General features: G+C 68.7%; 19 protein-coding genes and 1 pseudogene. 12 read left to right on the forward strand and 8 right to left on the reverse strand.

What is annotated here, in order from left to right; all coding sequences use genetic code 11:
* Positions 1-3 precede the first annotated feature (3 nt).
* Both miaA and G361_RS48350 read right to left on the reverse strand, forming a co-directional pair.
* Complete coding sequence (gene miaA / locus G361_RS0115610; protein WP_026343080.1) at positions 4-933, reverse strand: tRNA (adenosine(37)-N6)-dimethylallyltransferase MiaA; 930 nt, start codon at positions 931-933, stop codon at positions 4-6.
* A gap of 116 nt (positions 934-1049) precedes the next feature.
* Positions 1050-1946: a hypothetical protein gene (locus G361_RS48350; protein WP_026343081.1), complete on the reverse strand. Its 897-nt coding sequence runs from the start codon at positions 1944-1946 to the stop codon at positions 1050-1052.
* A 454-nt stretch (positions 1947-2400) separates the two neighbouring features.
* On the opposite strand from G361_RS48350, the gene G361_RS0115620 reads away from it, so the two are divergent.
* Positions 2401-3861, forward strand: a complete 1461-nt coding sequence (locus tag G361_RS0115620; RefSeq protein ID WP_019928029.1) for a DUF349 domain-containing protein — start codon at positions 2401-2403, stop codon at positions 3859-3861.
* A gap of 42 nt (positions 3862-3903) precedes the next feature.
* Here G361_RS0115620 and G361_RS0115625 read toward each other — a convergent pair whose 3' ends face one another.
* Positions 3904-4587: a hypothetical protein gene (locus G361_RS0115625; RefSeq protein WP_019928030.1), complete on the reverse strand. Its 684-nt coding sequence runs from the start codon at positions 4585-4587 to the stop codon at positions 3904-3906.
* A gap of 42 nt (positions 4588-4629) precedes the next feature.
* Entirely contained in the window at positions 4630-6183 is a 1554-nt protein-coding gene (gene miaB, locus G361_RS0115630) for a tRNA (N6-isopentenyl adenosine(37)-C2)-methylthiotransferase MiaB (protein ID WP_019928031.1), read from the reverse strand.
* Between the two features lie 230 nt (positions 6184-6413).
* Here miaB and G361_RS0115635 point away from each other — a divergent pair, with 230 nt between their 5' ends.
* The 6 genes from G361_RS0115635 (at position 6414) to G361_RS0115660 (ending at position 11465) form a co-directional block, all read left to right on the forward strand.
* Positions 6414-7142 (forward strand): amino acid ABC transporter ATP-binding protein, encoded by a 729-nt coding sequence (locus tag G361_RS0115635; protein ID WP_019928032.1) that lies wholly within the window; start codon positions 6414-6416, stop codon positions 7140-7142.
* Positions 7143-7209: 67 nt separating this feature from the next.
* On the forward strand, positions 7210-8043 hold the full coding sequence (locus G361_RS0115640) for a glutamate ABC transporter substrate-binding protein (protein ID WP_019928033.1): 834 nt from the start codon (positions 7210-7212) through the stop codon (positions 8041-8043).
* Positions 8044-8111: 68 nt separating this feature from the next.
* Positions 8112-8795 (forward strand): amino acid ABC transporter permease, encoded by a 684-nt coding sequence (locus G361_RS0115645; RefSeq protein ID WP_019928034.1) that lies wholly within the window; start codon positions 8112-8114, stop codon positions 8793-8795.
* On the forward strand, positions 8792-9688 hold the full coding sequence (locus tag G361_RS0115650) for an amino acid ABC transporter permease (RefSeq protein WP_019928035.1): 897 nt from the start codon (positions 8792-8794) through the stop codon (positions 9686-9688). Before G361_RS0115645 ends, G361_RS0115650 begins: the two co-directional genes overlap by 4 nt.
* A 360-nt stretch (positions 9689-10048) precedes the next feature.
* Positions 10049-10933: a pyridoxamine 5'-phosphate oxidase family protein gene (locus G361_RS0115655; protein WP_026343082.1), complete on the forward strand. Its 885-nt coding sequence runs from the start codon at positions 10049-10051 to the stop codon at positions 10931-10933.
* 76 nt (positions 10934-11009) lie between these two features.
* A complete protein-coding gene (locus G361_RS0115660; RefSeq protein ID WP_019928037.1) occupies positions 11010-11465 on the forward strand; it encodes a nuclear transport factor 2 family protein in 456 nt (151 codons plus the stop codon).
* A 112-nt stretch (positions 11466-11577) separates the two neighbouring features.
* Here the strand turns inward: G361_RS0115660 and G361_RS0115665 are convergent, their stop codons facing one another.
* On the reverse strand, positions 11578-12981 hold the full coding sequence (locus tag G361_RS0115665; RefSeq protein WP_231386883.1) for an MFS transporter: 1404 nt from the start codon (positions 12979-12981) through the stop codon (positions 11578-11580).
* 119 nt (positions 12982-13100) lie between these two features.
* On the opposite strand from G361_RS0115665, the gene G361_RS0115670 reads away from it, so the two are divergent.
* The 5 genes and pseudogenes from G361_RS0115670 (at position 13101) to G361_RS50330 (ending at position 18577) form a co-directional block, all read left to right on the forward strand.
* Positions 13101-14141 (forward strand): Lrp/AsnC family transcriptional regulator, encoded by a 1041-nt coding sequence (locus G361_RS0115670; RefSeq protein WP_231386884.1) that lies wholly within the window; start codon positions 13101-13103, stop codon positions 14139-14141.
* A 156-nt stretch (positions 14142-14297) separates the two neighbouring features.
* Positions 14298-15341 (forward strand): recombinase RecA, encoded by a 1044-nt coding sequence (gene recA, locus G361_RS0115675; protein ID WP_019928040.1) that lies wholly within the window; start codon positions 14298-14300, stop codon positions 15339-15341.
* A 1164-nt stretch (positions 15342-16505) separates the two neighbouring features.
* A pseudogene (gene recX, locus G361_RS51825) lies at positions 16506-17078 on the forward strand (recombination regulator RecX); the annotation flags it as partial.
* Positions 17079-17758: 680 nt separating this feature from the next.
* Entirely contained in the window at positions 17759-18127 is a 369-nt protein-coding gene (locus G361_RS0115690) for a VOC family protein (protein ID WP_019928043.1), read from the forward strand.
* Positions 18128-18259: 132 nt separating this feature from the next.
* A complete protein-coding gene (locus tag G361_RS50330) occupies positions 18260-18577 on the forward strand; it encodes a hypothetical protein (RefSeq protein ID WP_196814487.1) in 318 nt (105 codons plus the stop codon).
* A 44-nt stretch (positions 18578-18621) separates the two neighbouring features.
* Here the strand turns inward: G361_RS50330 and G361_RS0115700 are convergent, their stop codons facing one another.
* The 3 genes from G361_RS0115700 to G361_RS0115710 form a co-directional block, all read right to left on the reverse strand.
* Positions 18622-19257 carry a flavin reductase family protein gene (locus tag G361_RS0115700; protein ID WP_019928045.1) on the reverse strand — a complete coding sequence of 212 codons (636 nt, stop codon included), beginning with the start codon at positions 19255-19257 and terminating at the stop codon, positions 18622-18624.
* A gap of 290 nt (positions 19258-19547) precedes the next feature.
* Positions 19548-20183 carry a maleylpyruvate isomerase N-terminal domain-containing protein gene (locus tag G361_RS0115705; protein ID WP_019928046.1) on the reverse strand — a complete coding sequence of 212 codons (636 nt, stop codon included), beginning with the start codon at positions 20181-20183 and terminating at the stop codon, positions 19548-19550.
* Between the two features lie 129 nt (positions 20184-20312).
* Positions 20313-20708, reverse strand: coding sequence for a cupin domain-containing protein (locus G361_RS0115710; RefSeq protein ID WP_019928047.1), 396 nt, complete (start codon positions 20706-20708; stop codon positions 20313-20315).
* Positions 20709-20716: the final 8 nt, after the last annotated feature.

Raw genomic sequence — 20716 nt, forward strand, 5'->3', positions numbered from 1 at the left:
TGTCTACTCCGTGGGGGTGTCACGTCCGCCGAGCGCGCGCACCAGATGCAGTGCGGTGTCGACCAGCTGCGGATCGGCCCCGGACACCCAGTGCACGCGCGGATCGCGGCGGAACCACGAGCGTTGCCGGCGCACGTAGCGGCGGGTGCCGATGAACGTCCGCTCCCGCGCATGGTTCAGGTCGTATTCGTTGTCCAGGTACGCGAGGACTTGTGCGTACCCGATGGCGCGCCGCGCGGTCTGTCCCGCGCGCAGGCCGCGATCGAGCAGTCCGCGCACCTCCCCGACCAGACCGCCCTCGAACATCGCCGCGGTCCGCCGCCGGATTCGGTCGTCCAGTTCGGCGGTTTCCCGGTCGACGCCGAGAATGACTGTGCCCCAGCGCGGCTCGCCGATCTGCGGTTGCGAGGCGGCGAACGGGCGGCCGGTCAGCTCGACCACCTCGAGCGCGCGCACCAGGCGGCGGCCGTCGGTGGGCAGGATGGTCGCGGCGGCCACCGGATCCGCGGCGAGCAGGGCGGCGTGCACGGCCTCGACCCCGCCCTCGGCCAGCAGCGCCTCCCATTTGGCCCGGACTGCCGGGTCGGTGGCCGGGAAGGCCCATTCGTCCAGCAGCGCCTGGATGTACATCATCGAGCCGCCGACGATCACCGGAACATGCCCGCGGGCCCGGATCGCCGTCACATCGGCGGCCGCGGCGGCCTGATAGGTGGCCACGGTGGCGGTCTCGGTCACGTCGAGTACGTCCAGCTGGTGGTGCGGGATGCCGCGGCGCTGCTCGACCGGGAGTTTCGCGGTGCCGATATCCATACCGCGATACAGCTGCATGGCGTCGATGTTCACGATCTCGCCGTCCAGCCGCTGCGCCAATTCCAGTGCGAGATCGGACTTTCCGGTCGCGGTCGGTCCGACCACCGCGATCGGTACGGGCAGGTCACCGTCCGCGGCCACCGCACCAGCCCGATCACCGCCGGACGCCTGTCGATCATCCTCGGTCGCGTGGTTCCGATCGCCGGTCGGCGCCGTCGTCCGCGACGTGGCGTGTTCGCTCACGACCCGCTCGTCGCGCCGGAATTCCCGGTCCACACGCCCACGTGGTAACCGACACCGAACGGGGCCGCGCAATAGCGGGTCTCGACCGCCGGGTCGGTATCGAACAGTCCGGCGAGGACCTGGTAGGCGGCTCGACCCGAGATCTCCAGTTCGGCGCACAGGACCGGATCGAGCTCGGCCAGTGCCGCCCGGTCCCCTTTCGAGAGTGCCGCGTCGAGGCGCTCCTGCACCCCGGCGGCCCGCTCGTCCAGATAGCCCGGCGCCGCGGTGGACAAGGTGGCGGCGCCGTCGGCCACGATCAGGACGCCGCGCGGAGCGGGGTCGGCGTCGAGTTCGCGGCGCAGCGCGGCGCCGGCCGCGAGGCAGTGCTCGCCGGTCGCGGCGGCGTCCACCAGGCGGGCATCGGCCGTCGCCTGCGGGGCGACCTGCCCGCGCAGCCAGCCGCCGATCAGAACCGGCAGCGGGACAACGGGATCCGCGGGCACCGGGCCGGTCAGCGCGGCATCCGACAGCGCCGATCGCACATCCGCGCCGAAACCCCGGAAAGTGCCGACCGTGCCGGGACCATAGATCGAATCCCGGTCCGCCGCCCTGCCCGTCGAGCTCGCGTCGGGCACACCGGCAGAACCGCTCGTGGCCGCCGCACCGGCCGTACCGCTCGCACCGGCCGTACCGCTCACGCCGGCCACACCAGCCGCCCTGCCCAGGTCGGCCGCACCGATGATCGTCCAGCACAGCGCCGCCTCGGCCAGCTCCCGGCCGGCCGCCAGCACCGCCGCGCGCAGGGGCGGCACCTGCGCCGCCGGGTGGTCGGGATCGCGGTCCGGCAGGCCGCCGCTCAGCTCGGGAACCAGGACGGGCGGCGACGGGATCAGCACGGCGGCAGCAAACACGCCGTCCACGGTAGCGGGCGGATCACCGCCGCCGAAGCGGCCGTTCGAATCGCGCGCGCATCGGGCCGGGCCGGCGCCGCGGCGGGCCGCCACGATCGTCGTCCCGGGCTCGTATCCCCCTGGACGGGATGCCCGGCGGAGCGAACGCGGCGTGCCGGTCCGATCGGAATCGGCCCGGTCAGCGGCCGGACGCGGCCGCGGCGAGCGACTGCGGCGGCCGAAAAACGGCGGGAGCCGCAGGATCGGCGCGGCGGCCGCGAACATCACCATCCGATGGCGGCCCGATCAAGGCCCGGTCACCGTACCCGCGATCGGGCCCCGAAACGACCCCTGGCAACGCCGCAGGCACAGCGCCACCGCGGACAAGACACGGCAATTCCGCCACCCACCTGGTTGAATGGGGTGAGCTAGGGCGTAACCAGGCAGCCGTGACGCGCGGCAGGGACGAGGAGCGATGACCGACAACAACGGAATCGAGAAGGCTACCCACCCGGACACCGGCACAGCGCAGCAGTCCGGCAACTCCACAGCGCATCGGCCCACCCCTGCGGATGCCGCCGGTCACGCGGAAGCCACGCCACGCGAATCCGGTACCCCCAAGCCCGGCACGCACAAACCGGATTCCCCCAAACCGCATGCGGTGAAACCTGTCCCGGGTCCCGCCGCCGAACATCCGGTGCCGGTCACCGCGCCCGCGGGCAGCGATCCCGCCAAATGGGGCCGCGTCGACGAGGACGGCACCGCCTGGGTGCGGACGGCCGACGGCGAACGGATCGTCGGTTCCTGGCAGGCCGGCGACGCCGCCGAGGGCCTGGCCCACTTCGGCCGCCGCTTCGACGATCTGGCCACCGAGGTGGCGCTGCTGGAGGCCCGCCTGGCCGCCGGCACCGACGCCCGCAAAGCGAAGACGGCCGCCACCGCGCTGGCCGAATCGCTGCCGACCGCCGCGGTGATCGGCGATGTCGACGGGCTGGCCCGGCGGTTGCAGGCGATCATCGAACACTCCGACGAGGCCGCCGCGCACGCCAAGGAGGAGAAGGAACGCACCCGGCACGAGCAGACCGAGCGCAAGGAGACGCTGGTCGCCGAGGCCGAGCAGATCGCCGCCGACTCCACCCAGTGGAAGGCCGCGGGCGACCGGCTGCGCGAGATCCTCGACGAGTGGAAGACCATCCGCGGCGTGGACCGCAAGGTCGACGACGCGCTCTGGCGGCGATTCTCCAAGGCCCGGGAGTCGTTCAACCGGCGCCGCGGCGCCCACTTCGCCGAGCTGGACCGTGAGCGGGCCTCGGCGAAGACCCGCAAGGAGGAGCTCTGCCTGCGGGCCGAGGAACTGTCCGGCTCCACCGATTGGGCGGGTACGGCCGCGGTCTTCCGCGACCTGCTCTCCGAGTGGAAGGCGTCGGGCCGGGCCCCGCGTGAGGCCGACGAGCAGCTGTGGCGGCGGTTCAAGAGCGCGCAGGACGTGTTCTTCGCCGCCCGCAACGCCGCGGCCTCCGAGCGGGACGCCGAATTCGAGCACAACGCCACCGCCAAGGAGGAGCTGCTGCGCTCCTACGAGGGCGTGATCGATCCGGCCCACGACCTCGACGCCGCCCGCACGGGTCTGCGCGATCTGCTGGAGAGGTGGGACGCGCTCGGCAAGGTCCCGCGCGAGCGGATCCAGGAGCTGGAAGGCCGGCTGCGCACACTGGAGAAGCGGGTCCGCGACGCGGTCGACGCGCAGTGGCGGCGCACCGATCCGGAGGCGATGGCCCGGGCCGCCCAGTTCCGTGAGCGGGTGGCGCAATTCGAGGAGCAGGCCGCGAAGGCCCAGGCCGCCGGCCGCACCCGGGATGCCGAAAAGGCCCTGGAGCAGGCCAAACAGTGGCGTGAATGGGCCGAGGCCGCCGAGGGCGCGGTCAGCCAGCGCTGAATTCGCACCGTCCCGGTCCGTAGCGGGCCGGGACGGTGACTTCTACTTCTCCTCGCCGCCCGGCGTACCCTCACCGGACTTGCCGCTGTTCTTCCTGCCGTCGCCGAACAACCGCTTGCGGTATTCCTCCTCGGCGGCCGCGGCGGCGACGCGGCGGCGTTCCTCGGCCTCGAGCTGCATGGCGGTGCGGGCCCAGACGACCCGGATCCAGTGGAAGGTCAGCACGATGATCGCGATCGCGCCGAGGATCAGGCCGATCCCCGGTCCCGCGCCGTGATAGTTGCCGATGCCGGGGGTCTGCCGGTGCCAGATCGACAGCACGCCGAACACACTGCCCACGGCCGAACCCGCGACCGCGATCCAGGCCAGCGCCCAGCGCCGGGTGACCAGGGCCAGCGCCGAGAAGACGATCCCGAAGACCAGCACGAACCACTGGAACACCCGCGACGGCAGGCCGATGTGGTCGTCGGCGGCGACCTGGTCGGAGAACAGGATGTCCAGGCCGCGGGTGTGACCCGCGTGCGGCAGGATCAGCGACAACAGCAGCACGAACACCGCCCCCGCCACGACCATGGCCCGCGAACCCGGGTCGATCTCGCCGGCGATCTTGCGCTCGACCGCCTCGAGATCGTCGCGGAACTGCTCGAACGCTTGCTTCTCGGCGGGTTTCATCTGCTCCTCGTTCGGCTCTGATTCGTCGTCTCGTCCGTCGTCGCGTGGGGCCATGACGTCACATCCTCGGCCGCGGCGGCCGTCGGCGGGACGCGTTCACGCGGAACAGCCGGTATCGCAGCCCGCGGTCGCCGCGACGGGTTCCGGGGCGCCGATGCGCGGCAGGCCCAGGCCGACCCCGATCGGCGCGGTCTTCGGTGTGATGCCGCGCTCGTGCGCGTCGCCGGCCCGGGTGCGGCGGTGGCCGCGGACCTCGCCGTCGGCGATCAGGTGATGCGGTGCGGCGCCGGTGATCTCGACGTGCACGAGGTCGCCGGGCCGGATCACGGACTCCGGCGCCCCCACGGGACCGGGCCGGAAATGCACCAGCCGGCCGTCGCGGGCGCGGCCGCTCATCCGCGCGGTGGCGGCGTTCTTCTTACCGGCCCCCTCGGCGACCAGCAGTTCCACCTCGGCGCCGATCAGCGCCTGGTTGGCCTCCAGGGAGATCTGTTCCTGCAGGGCGATCAGCCGGTCGTAGCGCTCCTGGACCACCTGCTTGGGCACCTGATCCGGCATCGTCGCGGCCGGGGTGCCGGGCCGGATCGAATACTGGAAGGTGTACGCGCTGGTGAACCGGGCCCGCCGCACCACATCCAGGGTCTCCCGGAAATCCTCCTCGGTCTCGCCGGGGAATCCGACGATGATGTCGGTGGTGATCGCGGCGTGCGGCATCGCGGCCCGCACCTTCTCGATGATGCCCAGGTAGCGCTCCTTGCGGTAGGAGCGGCGCATCGCCTTCAGCACCCGGTCGGAACCGGATTGCAGCGGCATGTGCAGCTGCGGGCAGACGTTCGGGGTCGCGGCCATCGCCTCGATCACGTCGTCGGTGAATTCGGCGGGATGCGGAGAGGTGAACCGGACCCGTTCCAGACCCTCGATACCGCCGCAGGCCCGCAGCAGTTTCGCGAACGCGCCGCGGTCGCGCTGCCCGTCGGCGAGTTCGGGATCGGCGAAGTGGACGCCGTAGGAGTTCACGTTCTGCCCGAGCAGCGTCACCTCCAGCACGCCCTGGTCGACCAGAGCCTGCACCTCGGCGAGCACATCGCCGGGGCGGCGGTCGACCTCCTTGCCGCGCAGCGCGGGCACGATGCAGAAGGTGCAGGTGTTGTTACAGCCCACCGAGATGGACACCCAGCCCGCGTAGGCGGACTCCCGCTTGGCCGGCAGCGTGGACGGGAACGCCTCCAGCGATTCCAGGATCTCGACCTGCGCCTCGTGATTGTGCCGGGCGCGTTCCAGCAGCACCGGCAGCGAGCCGATGTTGTGCGTGCCGAACACCACGTCCACCCACGGCGCGCGGCGCACGACCGTGTCCCGGTCCTTCTGCGCCAGGCAGCCGCCGACGGCGATCTGCATGCCGGGCCGCTCGGCCTTGATCGGGGCGAGGTGGCCGAGCGTGCCGTACAGCTTGTTGTCGGCGTTCTCGCGCACCGCGCAGGTGTTGAACACCACGAGATCGGCGGTCGCCCCCGGCCCGGCCTTGGCGTATCCGGCGTCCTCGAGCAGGCCCGACAACCGCTCGGAGTCGTGCACGTTCATCTGACAGCCGTAGGTGCGCACCTCGTAGGTCCGCACGACACTCGGCGACGAGCCGCTGGACGAATTCACCGGTCCAGGGTATCGGGCGCGGGAATCGGCTGTTCCACCCGCCGGACCCGGCCGGCGGTGATGCGTGATGCGGATAACCAATGTCAAGTTCAGGTTAAACTCGTGCGAACGGGTACCGTCCCCACTTCTGGAAACTGCGCAAATCCCGCCGTTTCACCCTAAGGTCATGGACCATGACCGACGCTGCCGACGCGATATCCGGCGCTGCCACCGCTGCCGACGCGCCCCCCATGATCTCGATGCGCGCCGTGGACAAGCACTTCGGAAAGCTGCACGTGCTGCGCGACATCAATCTGGAAGTGCCGCGGGGGCAGGTGGTGATCGTGCTCGGCCCGTCCGGTTCCGGCAAATCCACCTTGTGCCGCACCATAAATCGGCTCGAGACCGTCGACTCCGGCACGATCTCGATCGACGGCACCGACCTGCCCGCGGAGGGCCGGGCGCTGGCCCGCCTGCGCACCGAGGTCGGCATGGTGTTCCAGCAGTTCAACCTGTTCGCGCACAAGACGATTCTGGAAAACGTCATGCTGGCGCCGGTGAAGGTGCGCGGTATCGACAAGAAGAAGGCGCGCACCGAGGCCCTGGCCCTGCTGGAACGGGTCGGCATCGCCAACCAGGCGGACAAGTATCCGGCGCAGCTGTCCGGCGGACAGCAGCAACGTGTTGCGATCGCTCGCGCGCTCGCGATGAACCCTAAGGTGATGCTGTTCGATGAGCCCACCTCGGCGCTGGACCCGGAAATGGTCAACGAGGTGCTCGAGGTGATGGTCGGACTCGCGAAGGAGGGTATGACCATGCTCGTGGTCACCCACGAGATGGGTTTCGCTCGTCGAGCAGGGGAACGGGTGCTGTTCATGGCGGACGGGCAGATCGTCGAGGACAGCGAGCCCGAAACCTTCTTCACCGCTCCGAATTCCGATCGGGCGAAGGATTTTCTCGGAAAGATCCTCAGCCACTGACGATCGTGAACGACGAACCCTGCGGCGGTCCCTCCGCACACTCCACGAGAGAAAAGGAACACATCAGATGAGGATCACTCGCGCGCTGCGCTTCGGTATCGGCGGCCTCGCTCTCGCCCTGGCCGTGGCCGGCTGCGGTGGCGGCAGTTCCAAGTCCGCCGGTGACAAGGCCGCGGACGGCAAGATCACCATCGGCATCAAGTTCGATCAGCCCGGTATCGGCCTGCGCAACAAGGACGGTTCGTTCTCCGGTTTCGACGTCGACGTCGCCAAGTACGTCGCCGACAAGCTGGGTGTGAAGCCGGACGGCATCACGTTCAAGGAGTCGCCGTCCGCCCAGCGCGAGACGCTGCTGCAGAACGGCCAGGTGGATCTGGTCATCGCGAGCTACTCGATCACCGATTCCCGCAAGGAGAAGGTCGATTTCGCGGGCCCGTACTACATCGCCGGCCAGGGCCTGCTGGTCCGCAAGGACAACACCGACATCACCGGCCCGGAGTCGCTCAAGGGCGGTAAGAAGCTCTGCTCGGTGAAGGGCTCGACCCCGGCGCAGAACATCCAGAAGAACTACGCCCAGGATGTGGCGCTGCAGGAGTACGACACCTACTCGCTGTGCGTGGAGGCGCTGAAGTCCGGCGCGGTCGACGCGGTCACCACCGACGACATCATCCTCGCCGGCTACGCCGCGCAGTCCACCGGTGCGCTGAAGGTGGTCGGCAAGCCGTTCACCACCGAGAAGTACGGCATCGGTCTCAAGAAGGGCGACAAGGCCACTCGCGACAAGGTCAACGACGCGATCGAGGCCATGGTCAAGGACGGCACCTGGAAGAAGGATCTGGATCAGGAGTTCGGTAGCACCGGCTTCCAGACCGCACCGGCCCCGGCGGTCGACCGCTACTGATTTCGGCCCGGGAGGGGCAGCGGCGCTGCCCCTCCCGTTCCCATGACGATCGGAGGGGCACGGCCGCCGTGTTCGACTTGATCTCCAGATATGGCTCCCAGTTGCTGCACGCCTTCTGGACCACCATCGAGCTGAGCGTGTTGTCGGCGATCGGAGCCCTGATCCTCGGCACCGTCGTCGCCGCGATGCGGGTGTCACCGGTGCCGGTGGCGCGCTGGCTCGGCACGGCGTACGTGACGATCTTCCGCAATACGCCGCTGACCCTGATCCTGGTCTTCTGCTCGCTGGGTCTCTACACCACCCTGCACATCAAGCTCGCCGGTGGTGGCGGCCAGAAGTTCCTGGACACCAACAACTTCCGGTTCGCGGTGCTCGGATTGAGTATCTACACCGGCGCTTTCGTCTGCGAATCGCTGCGCGCGGGCATCAACACGGTGCCGCTCGGGCAGTCCGAGGCGGGCCGGTCGCTGGGCCTGACCTTCGGTCAGAATCTGCGATATGTGGTGCTGCCGCAGGCCTTCCGGTCGGTCATCGCGCCGCTGGGCAGCGTGCTGATCGCCCTGACCAAGAATTCCACCATCGCCTCCGCGATCGGCGTGGCCGAGGCCGCCAACCTGATGGCGACGATGAACGAATCCGAGGCGCAGTTGCTGGTGATCGGCGCGATCTTCGCCTTCGGATTCGTGGTGCTGACCCTCCCGCAGGGTCTGTTGTTCGGCTGGCTCGCGAAGCGATACGAGGTGAAGCGATGAGTTCCGACGCCTCCGTCCTGTTCGACGCGCCCGGACCCCGGATGCGACTGCGGCACAACATCTATTCGGTGATCGTGGCCGTGGTGCTGATCGCGATCGCCTGGGTGGTGGTGCGCGCCTTCCAGCACAACGGCCAGCTGACCACGGCGAAGTGGAAGCCGTTCCTGGAGGGCGAGGTCTGGCAGACCTATCTGCTGCCGGGCCTGCGCGGCACCATCACCGCGGCGGTGCTGTCGATCGTGTTCGCGTTGATCATCGGCACGATCTTCGGCCTGGCCCGGTTGTCGGACCATCTCGCCGTGCGGATCGTGGCGGGAGTCGTCGTCGAGGTCGCCCGTGCCATCCCGGTGCTGATCCTGATGATCTTCCTGTACAACTACTTCGCGCAGAACAATCTGATCGTCCCCGATCAGCTGGCGCTGTCCGCGGTGGTGATCGCGCTCACGATCTACAACGGCTCGGTCATGGCCGAGATCGTCCGTTCGGGTATCCGGTCACTGCCCAAGGGGCAGACCGAGGCGGCGGTCGCGCTCGGCATGCGCAAGGGTCAGTTGATGCGATTGATCCTGCTGCCGCAGGCGATCACGGCGATGCTGCCGGCGATCGTGTCGCAGATGGTGGTGGCGCTCAAGGACACCGCGCTCGGCTACCAGATCACCTTCCAGGAGGTCGTCCGGCAAGGGCAGCAACTCGGTGCGGCACAACAGAACACGGTGCCGTCGCTGATCGTGGTCGCGGTGGTGATGATCATCCTGAACTGGGCGTTGTCGAAGCTGGCGACGGTGCTGGAACGGCGGCTGCGCTCGCGGCGGCGCGGCTCGACGGTGATCCCGGCGGCCACGGCCGTCACCGGCGCCGCGCCCGGGATGGATCTCACGCGGTCCACGACGTAACCGGATATCCGCTTGAAGACCCCGCTTCGATCCGCGTGATCGGGGCGGGGTCTTTTGTGTTCGCTTGCGGCGGTGTGGATTCCGAGTCCGGGTGGGGGGCGGTCCCGGTCCGGCGGCAGGCAGTCCGGCCTGGCAGCAGGCGGTTCGGATGATGCGTCCGGAGCCGTCCGGACGCCGCGCGGTCGCGGCGGATTTGTAGAGGTCAGGGCCCGGTAGTGGCTCACCGACCGCCCGCAACTAACCGTTGAAATCGTTTCAAAGGTTGACGGCGGGTCGGCTGCGGGCTACGTTCGGGATGCACACCTCCCCGGCCCGGCGTCGGGGAGCGTTCGCGGACAGCGGCCCGGAGGAGGTCCGGCAATGGCATTCCACCCCGGCGAGCTCGCCGTACAGCGGCGCATGGGGCAGGCCCACATCGCGTCCCGGGTGGGGCACGGCATCCGGTCCGAGATCCCTTCTCCGGCAGCAACATTCCTCGCCGAGCAGCCCATGGTCGTACTCACCGCGGCCGACGATGCCGGGCGGGTATGGGTCGGCCAGATCATCGGCCTGCCGGGCTTCGCGCGGGCGGTGGACGCGCGGACGATCGTCCTCGGCGGTCGCCCGGCGCCGGGCGATCCGCTCGCGGACCTGCTGCGAACCCGCCGCCGGGTCGGCCTGATCGCCCTACAACCTCAGACCCGGCGCCGGGTCCGGATCAACGGCATCGCCGAACCGGATGAGGAGGGTATCCGGCTCACCACCGAGCAGGTGTACTCCAACTGCCCGCAGTACATCACCCGCCGCCGGATCCTCGCCTTCGAGCCCGCCCTGCCGAGCCCACCGACCCGCTCCGATGTCCTGGAACCCGCAGCGCGACAGATCATCTCGGCGGCCGACTCGTTCTTCGTCGGCAGTGTCGATCCGGACGGCAACGCCGACGCCTCCCACCGCGGCGGCAACCCCGGCTTCCTCCGGGTGCTCTCCCCCACCCGGCTGCGCTGGCCGGACTACCGGGGGAACTCGATGTTCATGACCCTCGGCAACATCGCCACCGACCCGCACTGCGGCCTGCTGATACCCGATTGGGCCGGCGGCGGCGCCCTCCATCTCACCGGCACCGCCGAGATCCTCTGGGAAGAAACCACTTTCGCGCCGGGTGCGCAGTGCACGGTCGACTTCACCGTCACCGGGGCGGTCGCCGTCGCACACGCGAGCCCGCTGCGCTGGGGCGACCCCGAACTCTCCCCGGTGAATCCGGGCTGACCGGGCACGACCTCCCGCGATCGACCCGATTCGTGCTCTACCATCTCCCGGCCCGCTCCCCTTCGGAAAGGACATCATGACCCGCCCGCCCCTGCCCCCGTTCGATCCGGACTCCGCACCCGTCAAGGTGCGCGCCGCCGAGAACGCCTGGAACACCCGGGATCCGGAGACCGTCGCGCAGGCGTACACCGAGGATTCGGTGTGGCGCAACCGGGACGAATTCGTCACCGGCCGCGCGGAGATCGTCGAATTCCTCCGCCGCAAATGGGAACGGGAGCTCGATTACGCGCTGCGCAAACAGCTCTGGGGCTTCCGCGAGAACCGGATGGCCGTGCGCTTCCAGTACGAATGGCACGACGCCGGTGGCCAGTGGTGGCGCAGCTACGGCAACGAACTGTGGGAGTTCAGCCCGGCGGGCCTGATGTCGCGCCGGGAGGCGAGCATCAACGACATCGCCATCACCCCCGCCGACCGGCGCATCTTCGGCCCGCGCTCGCCGGAGGACGAGAACTGGGAGTTGCCGCTGCACTGATCCGCGGCACTCGCGCTTCGGCTGTGCCGCATCAATGCCGGCGGGGCACGCGTCGCCGGACAGCTTCGGCCGGTGGGTCCTGTTGCCGGGCAACAGGACCCACCGTTCAGCCCTATCCCACCAGCACCGCCGAGCCGGTGGATTCCGGCGTCCGCGCGCGGCGATGGAACAGCGCGAAGACCAGCACCGCGGCGACGATACCGGCCCCGGCGGCCACACCCACCGCATTGTCCAATCCGGAGACGAACTGCGGCAACGGGATTCGATGACCCGATCCGGCGCTGCCACGGAACACCGTGCCCAGCACCGCGACACCCAGCGCCAGCCCGAGCTGACGCGTGGTGTTGACCGCGCCCGCGGCGATACCGCTCTGCTGCGGCGGCACCGCCGCCATACCGACCGAGACCAGCGACGGCGCCATGACCCCGACCCCGATGCCGATCACCGTGAAGCCGGGAAGTATTGCGGTCCAAGCGGATCCGGAGCCGATCAGCGTGAGCAGACCGCTACCGACGCCGATCACCAGCAGACCGCCGCCGATCGTCCATTTCGGCGCCAGTCCGTGCAGGAACCGGCTGTACAGGGCGGATACCAGGAAGGCCGTCACCGCCAGCGGCAGCATCGCGAGACCGGCCTGCAACGGCGACAACCGCAATTGCTGTTGCAGCCACAGCGACAGCAGCGGGGTACTGGCGAAGGCGGCGAAGTTGAACGCCGCGGCGGCGATCAGCGTCGCGGTGAACTCGCGGTTGCGCAGCAGCGTCAGCGGGAACATCGCAGCGGCGCTTCGCATTTCGATCACCACGAAGGCCACGGCTGCCAGCGCTCCGGCACCCAGCGTCAGCAGCGCTCGGGTATCGGTCCAGCCGTTCTCACCCCCGCGGATGATGCCGTAGGTGAGCGCGGTGGCGGCGATCGCGAACGCCAGCATGCCCGGCACATCGACACCGGTCCCCGGACGCCGCGGCGAGGCCGCGAACACCACGGCCGACAGCCCGATCGCCACCGCCGCGATCGGCAGGTTCACGAAGAAGATCCAGCGCCAGGACAGCAGATCGGTCAGCGCGCCGCCGAGGACCACCCCGATCCCGGCGGCCGCACCGGCCACCGCACCCCAGGCGCCGAACGCGATACCGCGATCACGCCCGGTGTAGGTCAGATGCAGCAGCGACAGGGTGGTCGCCAGCATCGCCGCGCCGCCGACGCCCTGCACCACCCGCGACGCCACGAGCACCGCCGAGGACTGCGCGATCCCGCAGGCCAGCGAGGCGACCGCGAACAGCGCCAGCCCGGCCAGATATACCGGTTTCGCACCCAGCCGGTCGGCCAGCGACCCGGACACCAGCAGCAGCGCCGCCAGGGCGAGCGCGTACCCGTCGATCACCCACTGCAATCCGGACAGGCCGGTGCCGAGATCGGCGGCGATGGCCGGGAGGGCGACGTTCACGATGGTGATGTCGATGAGCAGGATCAGGGTGCCGAGGCACGCCGCGAACAAGGGGAGCCATTTCCGCACGGGAACCTCCGGAATCGGGAACCGGCCGAGGCCGGGCCGTCGATGGATATCGACACCCAAGGCTCCGATATGCTGAAATATCCACCCAGCCGTTCGCCGATATGTGGGTGATTCCTCCCGTGGACTCCGAATACGAAGACGAAACCTCCACCATGGATCTGCTCGACAAGCAGATCGTGCACTGCCTGGTCACCGACCCGCGGATCGCGTTCGCACGCCTCGGCGCACTGCTCGGCGTCTCCGAGCAGACCGCCGCGCGGCGCTACCAGGGTCTGCGCCGGCGCGGCATGATCCACATCTCCGGCCTGGTCAACACGGTGCCGCTCGGCAGCCCGAGCTGGATGCTGCGGTTGCAGTCCACGCCGGACAAGGCGCTGCGCCTGGCCGAGGCGCTGACCCGGCTGCCCGACGTCGCCTGGGTGCAGTTGCTGTCCACCGGATCCGAGGTCACCTGCGTCAGCCGGCCGCGCACCCTGGAGCAGCGGGATCAGTTGCTGCTCAACACACTTCCGCGGGCCAGTCAGGTGACGGGGATGATCGCGCACGAGATCATCCACCGTTTCCCGCTGGACGAGGAATGGCCGCGCTACAGCCGGCTGCTGTCCGCGCGACAGCGGCGCGAACTGGGTGCCAGTCAACGGCAGAAGGCCGACCGCACCGGCCCCGACATCACCGTGGACCTGTCGGCCGACGAGACCCTGCTGGCCGCGCTGGCCCGGGACGGGCGCGCCTCGTATGCCCGGCTCGCCGACGAAACCGGTTGGAGCCCTGCGCGAGTCGCTCGCCGCATGACCGAGCTGACCGCGGCCGGCGTGCTGTACCTGGACGTCGACCTCGCCGTCGAGCGCATGGGCTACGCCGTGCGCGCGAATCTGTGGCTGCGAACCCGCCCGGCCGATCTGCACGCGGTCGGCACGGCGATGGCCGGCTATCCGGAGACGGCCTACGTGGCGGCCACCACCGGACCGACGAATGTGGTGGCCACCATCGTCTGCCGGGACACCGCGCATCTGTACCGGTATCTCACCGAGCGGCTCGGCGCGCTGGACGGAATCGTGGGCGTGGAGGTCACTCCCGCGCTGCGCGTGCTCAAACAGGCGCAGTCCATGCTGCACACCGACCGCATCGCACCCGCCGCGGCGCCGCCCGGTCGCAGGTAGCTCGCAGATTGCCCGGCGAATTCACGTGTCGGCGAGGCGCGTCGCTTGCCTCGAACAGATGTTCGTCTAAGCTTGCCGCCAGAACTTGTCGGTGCCACCGGCTAGCGTGGGCGGCAACCAGACTCCAGACCCACCCGTCGAAAAGGGGATCAGACGATGCCACCACAGGCCTACGACCGCGACAAGGCCCTCGAACTGGCGCTCGCCCAGGTCGAGAAGAGCTTCGGCAAGGGCGCGGTGATGCGCCTCGGCGAGGAGGCGCGCCAGCCCATCTCGGTGATCCCCACCGGCTCCATCGCATTGGATGTGGCGCTCGGCATCGGCGGCCTGCCGCGCGGCCGCATCGTCGAGATCTACGGTCCGGAATCCTCGGGTAAGACCACCGTCGCCCTGCACGCGGTCGCCAATGCCCAGGCCAACGGCGGCGTCGCGGCCTTCATCGACGCCGAGCACGCGCTCGACCCCGACTATGCCGCCAAACTCGGCGTCGACACCGACGCCCTGCTGGTCTCCCAGCCCGACACCGGTGAGCAGGCCCTCGAGATCGCCGACATGCTGATCCGTTCCGGCGCGCTCGACATCATCGTCATCGACTCGGTGGCCGCCCTGGTCCCCCGCGCCGAGATCGAGGGCGAGATGGGCGACAGCCACGTCGGCCTCCAGGCCCGCCTCATGAGCCAGGCGCTCCGCAAGATCACCAGCGCCCTGAACAATTCGGGCACCACCGCCATCTTCATCAACCAGCTGCGCGAGAAGATCGGCGTCATGTTCGGCTCGCCCGAGACCACCACCGGCGGTAAGGCACTGAAGTTCTACGCCTCGGTGCGCTTGGACGTGCGCCGCATCGAGACCCTCAAGGACGGCACCGACGCGGTCGGCAACCGCACCCGGGTCAAGGTCGTCAAGAACAAGGTGAGCCCGCCGTTCAAGCAGGCCGAGTTCGACATCCTGTACGGGTTCGGCATCTCCAAGGAGGGCTCGATCATCGATATGGGTGTCGAGCACGGATTCATCCGGAAGTCCGGCTCCTGGTACACCTACGAGGGCGACCAGCTCGGCCAGGGCAAGGAAAACGCACGAAAGTTCCTGCTGGAGAACACCGACGTGCGCGACGAGGTCGAGAAGAAGATCAAGGAGAAGCTCGGTATCGGTGCGGATGTCACCGCAGACGCGGGCGTGGAGGCGCCCGTCGACTTCTAGCCGATGCCGGACCGAGAGGCGCCGGGGCCGACCCCCCTCCAGGGCCCCGACGCAACTCGTCTCGACGCGGTCGAGCGGCTGCGCCGGCAGATCGAGCAATCGGAATCCGCCGGCGCCCGCTCGACCGGGGCCGAAGAGCAACCTCGCCCGAAGCGAATCCGCTCCACCCACCGCGCGAGGCGCAAATCCCCCGGAGACCCGAATCCCGAACACCCCCAAGGCATCTGGCGCTCCGACGACGGCCCCCTCACACCCTCACCCACGGAAACCATTCCCCCACACGACGAATGGCAATCCGAAGCACCACACCAACCCGAACCATGGTCCGTAGAGGCATTTCGCCGGGCCGCGGCGGCCCGACAGTCCGAGCAGACCCCGCCCCCGGAGCCATTCTCACCCGAGCCGATTCGAACGAGCCCGACGACGCAGACGAACGAGTCCGCCGAGCCGGCCCGTAACCCCGGAATCGGCTTACAAGCCCACATATCTCGGCCACCCGAGCACAATCGGCGACCCGAGCCCTATCGACGGTTCGATATCGACGGGCAGAACGAAACCGCGCGACACCCGGACACCGACCCGCAGCCGCAGACCACATATCCCTCGATCAATCACCACACGGACGCAGCAGGACAGCCGAAGATCGAGTTGCCCGCCGAATCCCATCGATCGATGGCACCGCACACCGAGACCATTCCACCGCCTGAGCCTCCTCAACAGGCCGAGGTAACGCTGCCACCGAAGGCAGACCGGCAGAGTGAGTTGCCGCAGTCCCCAGGGACGGTTCAGCAGGCGGAACTGGCCCGACTGAACGAAGCGATTCGAAAGATCGAAGCGGCCCGGCCGAACCGATCGAGTGCAACGACCCGGTCGAGCAAGTCCGATCAGCGCGATGAGACTGTCCGCTCGCGAAAGGTCGGCCGGCAGGACAACCCGACCCGGCCGCCATCTGAAGCCACCCGCCAGAGTAAGACAGTTGGATCACCCGAGGCCGACCAGCACGGCGAACCGACGCACCGGCGAAGCGAGGCCACCCAGTCGCAGGGGACCAGCCGGACGGACGAGATACACGGGTATGCGGACGACGGTGGCTGGGGCGAGTCGGATCGAGCGACGGATGCTGCTGGGACGGGGCATACCGATCGGATCGAGTCGGACGAGCGGATGGGACGGTCCGGTGGCGAGAAGCGCCGGGGCAAGGATGGACGCGGCGGGCGGCGGCGAGGTAACGCGGGTGGTCCCGGGGAGAGCAAGCCGGGTGGCGGTACCGACGCGCAGGCGAAGGAGGTCTGCCTGCGGCTGCTCACCGACCGGGCGCGGAGCCGGGCGGAACTCGCGAAGAAGTTGGCGGACAAGGGATTCACACTCGAGGTTGCCGACCGCGTTCTGAATCGGCTCGCCGAGGTCGGCCTCATCAATGATGCCGCGTTCGCCGAACAGTGGGTCCATTCCCGGCACACCTATTCCGGTATCGGGAAGAAAGCTCTCGTGCAGGAACTGCGCCGCAAGGGAGTGGCCGATACGGACGCAGAGGCCGCGTTGACGGCCATCACCGCCGACGACGAATACGACCGTGCGATCGACCTCGTCCGCGTCAAACTGCGTACCCAGCCGGATTCTCTGGACCGCGACAAGACCATCCGCCGACTCGTCTCGATGTTGATGCGGCGCGGCTACAACCAGTCCACCGCATACGCTGCCGTCACCATCGAATTGCCCGCTGTTGCACGGCATTTCGGCGAGACCGAGACCAGCGGTCGCACTGGCACTGGCACTGGCACTGGCACTGGCACTGGCACTGAGGCTATGGCCGATGCCGATGCCGATACCGGTCTCGATGCCGGTCCACCGGGACGCAAAAGCTCCGGCCGGGTGGAGAAGATCAGCGACGACGCTGCTGTCGAACTGGTGCAACGCAAATTGCGGACGCTCTCGCCGGATCTGCCGAACGATACTGTCGTGCGCCGGTTGGTCGGCATGCTGGCCCGGCGGGGCTACAACCAGTCCGCCGCGTATTCGCTCGTGAAAGCCGAACTGCAGCAAGCTCGTACCGAGCAGGACACCGAGGGCGTGCACACCGGCAGTGAGCACCCATCGGCGTCTCGACCGTCGCTGCGTCGGCCGGAAGCCCAGCGCGACAGAACAATCAGCCGATCCGCCTCTGCCGAAGAAGACGACGAGAATTCGGATGCCGCCGGTGACGAGGAGCGCGAACGTGCCGTCGAGCTGGTACGCAAGAAGATCCGGACGATGTCCGCCGACCTGCGACGGGACAAGGCCGTCGCACAATTGGTCGGCCTGCTCGCCCGGCGCGGCATCTCTTCCGGCACCGCGTATTCCGTGGTGTTCGACGAACTGAATCGCCGGGGCGAGAATCCCGGCGACCACTCCACCGATTGACCGAGCAGGAGCTTCCGATGCTGGATCACCTGGCCATCCAATGTGCCGACGTCGCCGCGAGTGCGAAGTTCTACGACACCGTACTGGCTGCCCTGGGCGGCTCCCGGCGGATGGAATTCGGCCCGGTCATCGGGTACGGCGACAGCCCTCGGCCCGAGTTCTGGCTCGGGCCGAGCACTGGCGCGGATTTCCGCGAATCGCACATCGCCTTCGCCGCCCCCGACCGTGCGGCGGTGCGCGCCTTCCACGAGGCCGCCGTCGCCGCCGGTGCCGAGGTTCTGCACGAACCGCGCCTCTGGCCGGAGTACCACCCGACGTATTACGGCGCCTTCGTCCGCGATCCCGACGGCAACAATGTCGAAGCCGTCTGCCACACACCGGAATAGTCCGGGTACGCCACGGCCGAGGGAGCGCGCGCACCCGAACCACGACGAATCGGTAAGCGCCGCCGGATGATTGCGTGCGTCGCCGATTGATACGATCCGCTGGCGTTGCGCAGTCGAGCTCGGGAGGGATGTATGGGCGCGCCACAACGAGTGTCGATAGCCGGAGTCGAGGTCCGGTGTTCCCACTGTGACAGCCGGGAGTTCCTGGAGCGTAAGGGGCTCATCACCACCCGCGGCCTCGCCTATCTCGATCTGGAGTGGCCGAACAGATCCGCACGGGTGCTGCAATGCTCGTCGTGCGGTCATCTGGAATGGTTCGCCCGGCTCGAGCCTGTCGACGAGGACGACACCGACGACACTCCGGAAGAAGATATCGAATGTCTCTCCTGCGGTAGAGCGATCCCGGCCGGCGTGATGAGTTGCCGCCATTGCGGATGGAGTTACGAGTGACATCCGTGGCCGAGCGCGTGTCCCGGCCACAATATGCGTCATGATCACGCCGGACGTGCCGGAACCGTCTGCGGGATCTCCCACGCCGTAGCCAGTCGTGACGGATGGACCTGGCTGCCGTTGCCGAAGAATTCGCAGAACTTCATGATCAGCGGATCCCACCGCTGCGGGTCGATGTGCTGAGTGCCGGGGACGATCAGCTGTTCGTCCACATGCGCACGCACCACCCGCACGGTGAATGCGGTGGCAAGATCGGCGCGGTCGAACCGTACGGCAGATACCAATTCGCATTCGAGCTGAATCGGGCACTCGGCAACCAGCGGAGCGGAAACCAGATCCGCAGCCAGTGCGGTGAACCCCGCCGCGCCGAACTTGTCCGGCTCGTACCGATATCCCTTGTCGATCTTGTGTTGTGACAGCTCCGGCGTACCGGTCAGCAACGCCAGCCGATCGACCGCACCCACCAGCTCAGCGGAAGGCAGATTCAGCACACATTCGCCTTCGCGCAACAGATTCTGCGTAGTCCGCGAGGCCGTGTTCATGCCGAGCATGCACTGATTGCCGAGCCACCACGCCGAGGACATCGGTGCGAGATTCGCTGTGCCGTCCGGATTTCCGGTGCTGATCAACACCACCGGTGTGCCGAAGTAGAGGACCTTCAGATCGATGTTCCGATGCATATCCCCACTGTGCTTAGCGGCCGGACCAGATGCTGGCGGAAAGCGGACCTGGCATCGACGCACCTGGCCCGACCAGCGCCGACGCGCCTACGCACCCGAGCTCGACCCCAGTCGGCCATGCGGCGCGGAGTCAGGCGGCCCTGCCGCGCGAGCCGATCGCCGACGGTCGAGGAGCCGGAGTTCGAACGCCGAGATCGACACCGTCCGGACTGAACGGCTCATGCTCGACGTCGCATCGTCCCAGCGGCGGATCGCCTGCCGGACCGTGGCGGTAGCGGTTCCCCGTGAAATCAGATGCCCGCGATGGTGTCCGGAGCGCGCTCAGCCCGGCTCAGCGCGCGCAGCACGGCGACCTGCCCGTGGCGGACAACTGCCAGCCGCGACAACAGGTCGAGCACCGGCTCGAAGACCGCCGGCGGCAGCAGTGGGGTCGGGATCTCGGCGCTGAGCGCCAGATCATCCGAGTGCACCGCGATCTCCATGATCCGGGTCAGCAGGTAGTCGTCGAGCAGCATCGACATGCCGGTGGCGGTTCGGACGACCCGGCTCATCGGTTCGGCGGCCAGTGCGACCTGCTGACCCGCCAGCGCCATGTCGACCTGGCTCACCAGCGCTGCGACGCCGCCCGAGGCGGCGGCCTCGCTGCCGTGCCGGATCCGCACATTGCTCTCCGCGTCCAGATCGGTGTGGAATGCGGCTGCGGCGGCGAAGTATTCGGGAACCGAGAGGGGTTTCTCGTCCGGAACCTCGGCTGCGAGCGCACGGGATACGTGGAGGACCTGGGAGCCCAGGTGACCGGTCAGCCCGTGCACACCGAATTCCGGCAGTACGCTCGGCCGCTCCCACGCCGCGGCGACCGCGGGATCACTCAGCAGCGTCACCGCCGACCCCGCCGCTTCCAGGTACGCCGCTCTGATCGTGATCATCGCTTCCCCTCCGCCGGTGAAATACCAAGGCGGGCAAGCCGAGTCGCCGGGACTCGGCACCCGTGGACGTCACCGTCAGCCTAGCGGCGCGCGCGACACTGCCGCTACGCGAACCCGGTCCGGACCGCGTCACTGTCCCAGTGCGTGCCCGGTCGTCACGTCGATGTGATCGGGAACCTCCTCGTGGCGGTCGCCGACGGTGGAGGTGCCGGTGGGTTCGAATATCAGGATCGACGCGCCGGCCGGGGCGGACGGTTTGTGCTCGGTGCCGCGCGGCACCGTGAACACCGTGCCGGTCGGCAGGTGCACGGTGCGCTCCCCCGCCGGTTCGCGCAGGCCGATGTCCAGGTGCCCGTCGAGGACCAGGAAGAACTCGTCGGTGTGTTCGTGGGCGTGCCAGACGAATTCGCCCTTGAGCTTGGCGATCCGCACGTCGTAGTCGTTCACGTGGGTGACGATGCGCGGGCTCCACAGGGCGTCGAAGGAGGCCAGTGCGGTGGTGAGGGTGATCGGTTCGGTGCTCATGGGAGCAT

The sequence above is a fragment of the Nocardia sp. BMG111209 genome, assembly GCF_000381925.1.
Taxonomy (GTDB): Bacteria; Actinomycetota; Actinomycetes; order Mycobacteriales; family Mycobacteriaceae; genus Nocardia.